General features: G+C 67.9%; 10 protein-coding genes. 7 read left to right on the forward strand and 3 right to left on the reverse strand.

Features of this window, described 5'->3' with window-relative positions:
• A partial coding sequence (locus tag BN11_RS20765; protein WP_048695333.1) for a transposase occupies positions 1-479 on the forward strand: 479 nt, incomplete at its 5' end.
• On the opposite strand, the gene BN11_RS25505 is transcribed toward BN11_RS20765, so the two are convergent.
• The 3 genes from BN11_RS25505 to BN11_RS20780 all read right to left on the reverse strand — a co-directional run bounded on the left by BN11_RS25505 (position 373) and on the right by BN11_RS20780 (position 2,895).
• The gene (locus tag BN11_RS25505; protein ID WP_157044321.1) at positions 373-1,017 is read right to left on the reverse strand and encodes a sensor histidine kinase; all 645 of its coding nucleotides are present in this window, start codon (positions 1,015-1,017) and stop codon (positions 373-375) included. The genes BN11_RS20765 and BN11_RS25505 overlap by 107 nt on opposite strands.
• Before the next feature lie 499 nt (positions 1,018-1,516).
• Positions 1,517-2,209 (reverse strand): hypothetical protein, encoded by a 693-nt coding sequence (locus tag BN11_RS20775; RefSeq protein ID WP_048700366.1) that lies wholly within the window; start codon positions 2,207-2,209, stop codon positions 1,517-1,519.
• A 68-nt stretch (positions 2,210-2,277) separates the two neighbouring features.
• Positions 2,278-2,895, reverse strand: a complete 618-nt coding sequence (locus BN11_RS20780) for a DUF4386 domain-containing protein (protein ID WP_048700369.1) — start codon at positions 2,893-2,895, stop codon at positions 2,278-2,280.
• A 116-nt stretch (positions 2,896-3,011) separates the two neighbouring features.
• Here BN11_RS20780 and BN11_RS20785 point away from each other — a divergent pair, with 116 nt between their 5' ends.
• From BN11_RS20785 to BN11_RS20810, 6 genes are all read left to right on the forward strand, one after another.
• Positions 3,012-3,731 (forward strand): TetR/AcrR family transcriptional regulator, encoded by a 720-nt coding sequence (locus BN11_RS20785; RefSeq protein WP_048702132.1) that lies wholly within the window; start codon positions 3,012-3,014, stop codon positions 3,729-3,731.
• 69 nt (positions 3,732-3,800) lie between these two features.
• Positions 3,801-4,229 carry a GntR family transcriptional regulator gene (locus tag BN11_RS20790; RefSeq protein ID WP_235435575.1) on the forward strand — a complete coding sequence of 143 codons (429 nt, stop codon included), beginning with the start codon at positions 3,801-3,803 and terminating at the stop codon, positions 4,227-4,229.
• Entirely contained in the window at positions 4,202-5,104 is a 903-nt protein-coding gene (locus BN11_RS20795; protein WP_053084206.1) for an ATP-binding cassette domain-containing protein, read from the forward strand. The genes BN11_RS20790 and BN11_RS20795 overlap by 28 nt, the downstream gene beginning before the upstream one ends.
• Positions 5,101-5,793 carry a hypothetical protein gene (locus tag BN11_RS20800; protein ID WP_048700373.1) on the forward strand — a complete coding sequence of 231 codons (693 nt, stop codon included), beginning with the start codon at positions 5,101-5,103 and terminating at the stop codon, positions 5,791-5,793. The genes BN11_RS20795 and BN11_RS20800 overlap by 4 nt, the downstream gene beginning before the upstream one ends.
• A 316-nt stretch (positions 5,794-6,109) precedes the next feature.
• A complete protein-coding gene (locus BN11_RS20805; protein ID WP_048700376.1) occupies positions 6,110-6,577 on the forward strand; it encodes a nucleotidyltransferase domain-containing protein in 468 nt (155 codons plus the stop codon).
• Entirely contained in the window at positions 6,574-6,897 is a 324-nt protein-coding gene (locus BN11_RS20810) for a HepT-like ribonuclease domain-containing protein (protein ID WP_048700378.1), read from the forward strand. The genes BN11_RS20805 and BN11_RS20810 overlap by 4 nt, the downstream gene beginning before the upstream one ends.
• Positions 6,898-7,260 lie beyond the last annotated feature (363 nt).

Below are 7,260 nucleotides of genomic sequence, written 5' to 3' on the forward strand. Positions count from 1 at the left end.
CCAGCCACTCGCGCTACTTCTGGGGGCTCCGGCTGCACCTGGTGACCACCCTGCACGGGCTGCCCGTCGCGTTCGCGTTGACCGGAGCCAAGGCCGACGAACGAACCGTTCTGACCGACCTGATCGCCACCACCCCAGCTCTGGCCGGCGGCGGCCGGACCCTCATCGCGGACAAGAACTACTACGGTCGCGAGTTCGAATCCACCCTGGCCGCAACCGGATTCACGTTGTTGCGCAAAGCCCGGACCGGGGAGAACCCCCGACCAGGCGCCCAGTTCTTCAAACCCCTACGGCAAACCATCGAATCGGTGTTCGACACCCTCAAGGGCCAGCTCAGCCTCGAACGCCACGGCGGACGAACCCAAGCCGGCGTCATCGTCCGCGTCCTCCAACGACTCCTGGCCCTGACCACCGCCATCTGGCACAACGACCACACCAGCCAACCCGTCCTACGATCCCTAACCGCCTATGACCACTGACACCCCTTGGAATCAGTCGTCTAGAGAAGCAACCCATGTCTGCCGCGCCGTCTGTCCCCACCCCGTCAGTGACACCAACGACCTCGCCGATCCCCGCCGTCGGCGCGTAGGCCGGGTGCTCACCGGGGCCGACCGTGGCCCCGGGGTCGCGCAGCACCCCAACGAGCGCCCTTGTCTCGCCGAGCGCCTGCCGGGCCGTCGCGGCCACGGTCTCAAGGGCGGTCACGGCCTGCTCGCTGTGCCATGCGGAGCTGTGGCGCGCGGCATACGCCGCGCCGTCGGACTGGACGACGATGACGGCGAGCGAGTGCGCGACCACATCGTGCATCTCGCGGGCGATCCGGGTGCGCTCATCCTTGGCGGCTACGAGGGCCCGCTGGTCGTGTTCCCGCCGCAGCGCGGCGTTCTGGGTCTCGAGGCCCTCGAGCAGGAGCGCCCGGTCGTACACGCGATGGCCCCACGTCCACGCGACGACGCTCGTCATCGCGAGGAATGTACCGACGAGCAGCCCTGAGGCAACCGAGGGGTCGGCGTTCATGCTCTCCACGAGAAGCCGGCGACATAGCCCGCGAGGGCCCCGACAACGAGGGCCCACCGGCGCATGATGTCGTTGCGGGAATGGGCCGACATGGCCTGCAGGGCAATGGGGAAGCCGACGTCGGGGAACCGGAAGTGGTCGACGACGAACGGCCCCGCGACGCAGCCAGGCAGACAAGGGCGAAGGTGATGATCGGCTGCCGCCGCCGTAGGACGAGCGGCAGGACCTGGAGGGACGTCGACGCGACGGCCAGCCAGACCGGTCTGCCAAGGCTCCCGGTGTCCGCTTGCACGACGAGGGTGACCGAACCAGAGCCCCGCGGTCAGCGCCCCGTTTACGGCCATGGGGTGAGCTCGCGTCCCGCATCGGGATCTGGACCGATTGCTCGAGATCGCCCGTGGGAGTGCGCCATCCCCTTGCGGCCTGGTTTGTGGAAGTCGTCCCCCGGGCTTCGGCATGGTTCGGTGGCCGTTCGTGGGCTGATGCACTGCGACCCCCCTCAGCTCCATCCTCCGAGGAAGGCGGTCAGGGCGGGGACGGGCTCGAGGGCTGTCGCGACATTCGCCGCGACGATGAGGAGCAGGGCGACAACGCAACCGGTGTGCAGGAGCAGGGCGAAGTGCTGGCGTTGGCGGATGGCGCGGACCGCGGTGTACAGCAGCCCTGTCGCGACGGCCGCGCCGACGCCAGCGAGGACCCAGTGGTAAGTCGCGAAGTCCTCGACGAGCGCCCGGAGAGGACGTGGCCACGCGGGGGCGGGCGAGGTGAGGGCTGCGTGCATGCTGGCCAGAACCTGGGTGTTCTTCCCGCCCGCCTCGCGAGAGGGCAGCATCGACGCCAACGATGCCAGCGGTGCAGAGGCGCCTTGGACGTTGGCCATGAGGGCCACGACGGAGAAGCCGACCACGGTCCCGTGGAGTGTGCGGGCGGATCGGCTCCGGGTGTGTTGGAGGGCACCCACTCCCGCGCCGAGGAGGAAGGCCGCCAGGAGCGCCTTGGTCACGTGGAAGCCGGCCCAGTACTCGACGACCTCGCTCAGAGACGCTGGCTGTGATTCCGGCGAAATCCAGGCTGCGACGAACCCTGCGGCGGCAGCGCGCGCGATGCCGGACTCGGTGGCGAACCAGGTACCCCCGGGAGCGTGCGGGAGCAACGGGGGAAGGACGACGAAACCGACCGTCAGCAACAGCACGTTCCCAGGCCAGCGCAGAGGGCGTGGCTTCCGATCCCCGGCCGACACGGCGGTCGGTGACGCGTCACTCATGATCCGCCCCCATCGCTCCCGCGCGCGATCAACCAGACCGCGAGCGCGATCTCCCAGAGGAAGACCGGGACGGCGGCCAGAGGCAGCACGTCGCTGAACCCGAGCATGACCGCGAGGTTCATGGCGCCCACCACGGGTCCTCCCACCAGGCCGAGGACGGGGATGAACCGTGGCGTGCGCCGGGACCGCCACAGGTGACATGCCAGGAGGACGGTGTGGAAGGGCACGATCAGCCCTGGACCGATGAGGAAGGTCCAGTCGTGGACTAGGCGCAACGCGGCCTCCACTCCCGGTTCCAGACCAGGGGCGGTCGTCGTGGCGGGCCGGGCCACCAGTGGCAGCAGGGTGACGACTCCCGCGAGGATGACGGATGCCTCGAGCGTCCGCAATGCGAGGTAGCCCGACGCTGTGACCGCCGAACGCTCTCGCACCAGTCGGTGGATGACCACGCCCGTTCCCACGATCCCCAAGGCGAGAAGGATCTCGAGAACAGCGCCCGAGAGGACACCCCCTCGGCCAGCGAGAGGTGCGTCGGCGGCATACGACGCACCGCCGTAAAGAAGGACTGCCCCCACGGACGTGACGTGGGTGAGGAAGTAGAGGCCGCCGCCCATCGAGCGACGGTGCGCGAGCTGGTCATGTGATCTCCGAACGTGGGTGGTGTACGGCGTACACCGGATGACGCGAGGCTAGGTGTACGATGTACACCACGTCAACTCAGGGGAGTTCCATGAGCACAACGCCACATCGCCGACGACCCTCGCTCGACCGTGACACCGTCATTCGCGCGGCCATCGACCTCGCCGACGCCGAGGGGCTCGAGGCGGTGAGTATGCGGCGGGTATCGCAGGCGCTCGGGGTGGTCCCCATGGCGCTCTACAAGCACGTCAGCGACAAGGAGGATCTCGTCGACGGCATGGTCGACGCCGTCGTCTCCTCCTTTCCCGCCCCTCCCCCAGAGGTGGCGTATGCCGTGGGGCCGAGTTGGCAGCAGGCGGTCCGTCTTCGCGTGGCCGGGGCGCGATCGGCCCTGGTCTCACACCCCTGGCTCCGACGGACCCTCGAGACGAGGACCCGGCGCACGGCCACGGTGCTGGCCCACATGGAGGCCGTGAGCGCCGCGTTCCTCAGTGGTGGACTGTCCCCCGATCTGACGCATCACGCGATGCATGCGCTCGGCACTCGGATCTGGGGCTTCAGTCCCGAACTCTTCGATGAGTCGCGCTCGGGGCCGACGCCGACTCGCCACACGGGCGCGGCCCCACAACCCTCGGACTACCCCTCGATCCTGGCGATCGCCGCCGACGCCAAGGCGCGCCGACCCGACGCTACCGGCTGTGACGAGGACTTCGAGTTCTCCTTCGCGTTCGAGCTCATCCTTGGAGCTGTTGATCGGCTGCACGCGACCGGGTGGTCATCGGCTGACCCCCTACCCGGCGCGTCGAGATAAAGGGCCAGCGTGCGTGGGTGTCGCTCGTGGGCTTGACCAAACGTGTGCCTGGGTGTCACGGTTAGTTACATGACTAATGAACCAATGGACCAGGCGGAAGGGCTCCCTCTCTACTTGGTGGTCGCCCAGAGCCTGGAGGCGTCGATCGTTGACGGGTCCCTGCCCGAGGGTGCTCAGGTCCCCTCGACCAATGACCTCGCCCTCTTCTATCGGATCAACCCGGCCACCGCCGCCAAGGGTGTCGCGCATCTCGTCACCGACGGCATGCTCCACAAGCGCCGTGGCGTGGGGATGTTCGTCAACGACGGTGCCCGCGCGCTCCTGCTCACGCGGCGCCGGGCCGAGTTCGCGACGAGGTTCATCGACCCGATGCTCCGTGAAGCCGACCTGCTGGGGCTGTCCGTGCAGGCTGTGGTCCGCCTCATCGAAGGTGGCCCCGCAGCGATCGAGACCGAGGGGAAGGGCCCGGCATGGACGCCATCGCGGTCTCGGGTGTGAGCCGCTGGTTCGGTGATGTCATGGCCCTCGACGACGTGACGGTCGGCTTCGCGATGGGCCGGATCACCGGTCTGCTGGGCCGCAACGGCGCTGGCAAGTCGACCCTCATCGACCTCATGTCCGGGCGCGCACCGACCGTTAGGGGAACCGTCCGCGTCCTCGGGTCGCAGCCCTATGAGCAGAGATCGGTGCGGCGCTTGGTGTGCGCCGTCAGCGAGGCGCAGCCCTACCCACCGGCCTTCCGCGTCGACACCGTCCTCACGGCCGCCCGCAGGTTCTACCCCAACTGGGACGACGCTGTCGCCGATGACCTCGTCGACGCCTTTACGCTCCGTCGCCGCCAGAAGGTCGGCAAGCTCTCCCGCGGCCAACGGAGCGCGGTGGGTGTCGTCATCGGCATCGCGTCACGGGCGCCGGTGACCATCTTCGACGAGCCCTACGTCGGACTCGATGCGGTGGCCCGGGACCTGTTCTATGAGCGCTTGGTCTCCGACGTCTGCGTCCACCCTCGAGCAGTCGTCATGTCCTCCCACCTCATCGATGAGGTCGCAGACCTCTTCGACGACGTCGTCGTCATCGACCGCGGACGGATCGTGCTCGAAGGCTCGGCCGAAGGTATGCGCGGCGCGTTCGCCGAGATCGTCGGTCCAACGGTCAGCGCTATGGCCTTCGTCGACGGGCTCGAGGTCCTCCGGCGCCGCGACCTCGGTGGTGTCTCACGTATCACCGTCAGGGGAGCAGACCCATCAGCGGCTCGTGCCCAAGGGCTGACGGCGCGGCCGCTCTCCTTGCAGGAAGCGGTCATCGCGATGGCCAGCACCACAGGGGGCTCCCAGACGCGCCACGACCTGCCGAGCGTGGGGGTGACGTCATGACCGAGCCCCGTGCGGTCTTCGTCACCCTCGTGCGGGGCGGCTGGGCGACCTTGTGGCCCTGGCTCATCCTCGCGATCTCCTTCGGGGTGAACCTCGCGTTCTACGCGCTGTTGGATGACCCCGCCATATCGCGCCAGAGCGGCGGGCTGCTCTCGCTCTTCGCGACCGCACTGGTCGCCAACCTGCAGGCGTGGACCCGGATCCTGCCCTTCACCCTGGGCCTGAGCGGCACCCGCCGAGGCTTCCTCGGAGGGATGGCCTGGTTCGTGGGGGGCCAGAGCCTGATCGCAGGAGTTGCCCTGACAGCCATGGGCCTCCTGGAGGAGAGGTCCGGCGGCTGGGGGCACGGGATGCGCTTCTTCCGCACTGCCACCCTCGACCCACTCGGACCGCTCGGGAGACTCGCCGTGCTCGCCGGAGTCTTTCTCGCTGTGTGCGCCGTCGGCGGCCTCGCCGGCGCGGCGCTGGCGCGCTGGGGCAGTGTCGGCATATGGGTGCTCTCCATCGGGACGGCAACCCTCGTCAGCGCCGTCCTGCTGGCCCTCGCGTGGCGGGGGAACCTGGGGGACGTCGTCACTGTTCTCGACCGCCAAGGCCCACTGCAGGTGTGGATCGGCTATCCCCTCTGCTTGACACTTTTGTGCGCCGGCTGCTCGTGGCTGATCATTCGGCGTTCTCCCCTGCGCTGATTGCGTGAAGGGATTCGTGCAAGCAGGGGTTTGCGAGTTCGAGTCTCGTAGGCTCCGTCACGTTTCGTCAGGTCACAGGCCTGCGACCAAGGACTGCTGAAGAGGCTTGTCGCCTGCGTCGGATCTCCGTGGGGGAAGCAGAGACGGCCATCGCGGTGCGTTCGGCCACTGTGTACCCACGCCGCAGCTTGGACCTCAAGCGAGCCTCGCCGCGCCTGCCAGCGGGTGCGGGTCCGGGGACACCCCCCCGTAGGTCGCCCCTGGGACCAAGCAGCCATGTAGGGCCGCTGTTCATAGCACTTGCTATGATTTGATCATGAGCAGACTTGCAGAGGTTGCTCGACGCACCGATGAGGTGACGATGCGAGCTCGCGCCGAACTGGTCAGGGCGGTCCGACAGGCTGCCCGTGAGGGATTGACCCAGGCCCAGATCGGTGAGCTCATCGGGCGCAGCCAACCGGAGGTGTCGCGCCTGCTGCACTTCCACGGGACGTCCCCTGTGGCGCGCGTGCTGCGTGCCCATGCCGCCGAGGTCCGTCGGATCATTGCGGTTGCGGGGGGACGTCAGGTCCGGGTGTTCGGCTCGGTCGCGACCGGGCGCGAACGGCCTGACTCCGACATCGACCTCCTGTTCACCCCGACTCGGCCGCTGAGCCTGCTGGAACTCGGGCGGGTCGAGTCAGCCGTGGCAGAGGTGTTGGGAGTGTCGGTCGACTTGATCCCTGACACCGCGCTCCGCCCGGACCTGCGAGAGCGCGTGCTTGCCGAGGCCGTGCCGCTGTGAGTCGTTCGACTGAGGAACTGCTCCGCGACGCGCTCACCCACTTCGACCCGGCGATCGGGTACGCCCACGCGGGGGCGCTCGACCAGTTGGCCATTGATGCGGTCTGGCTGCGGTTGGCCTCAGGGATCGAGGTTCTCGCACGACTCGAACCATCTGTTCGGGAGAGCCTGTTCGGTCAGGACTGGACCCTCATGTGGGGCATGCGCAACCGAATCGCTCACGGATACCTCCTCGTCGACCAAGGAACGGTCAGGGAGACCGTGGAACGCGATCTTCCCGAGGTCGTTGGGGCGCTACGCCGCGCACTCGCCATCGATTGAGACGTACCGGATTCCCCCATGCTGGGGTAGCAAGGGGCGGCGAACAAGGTGTCCACTTGGTGGGATCCCGAGACGAAACAGCCTCTGGTTGAACGGGGCACGCGATCCGCCTGCCCACGAACCCGCTGCCCGAAACCTTCGCTGGCGCTTTGCAAGCAGGGGGTTACGGGTTCGAGTCCCCTTGGCTCCACCACGTTTGTGCAGGTCACAGCCGCTGTTCCCAGCATGACTTGCCCGGTTGACGTCGGGTGCAAGGTGTGCGGGGGAAGGATCTGGGTGCTCACGTCCTGGATTCTTCTTGGAATCCCTATTTTCCGCTGTCAGCGGAGAACTACAGCGATGCCGTCGTCATCATCGGCGCCC

Source organism: Nostocoides australiense Ben110 (assembly GCF_001050535.1).
GTDB lineage: Bacteria > Actinomycetota > Actinomycetes > Actinomycetales > Dermatophilaceae > Nostocoides_A > Nostocoides_A australiense.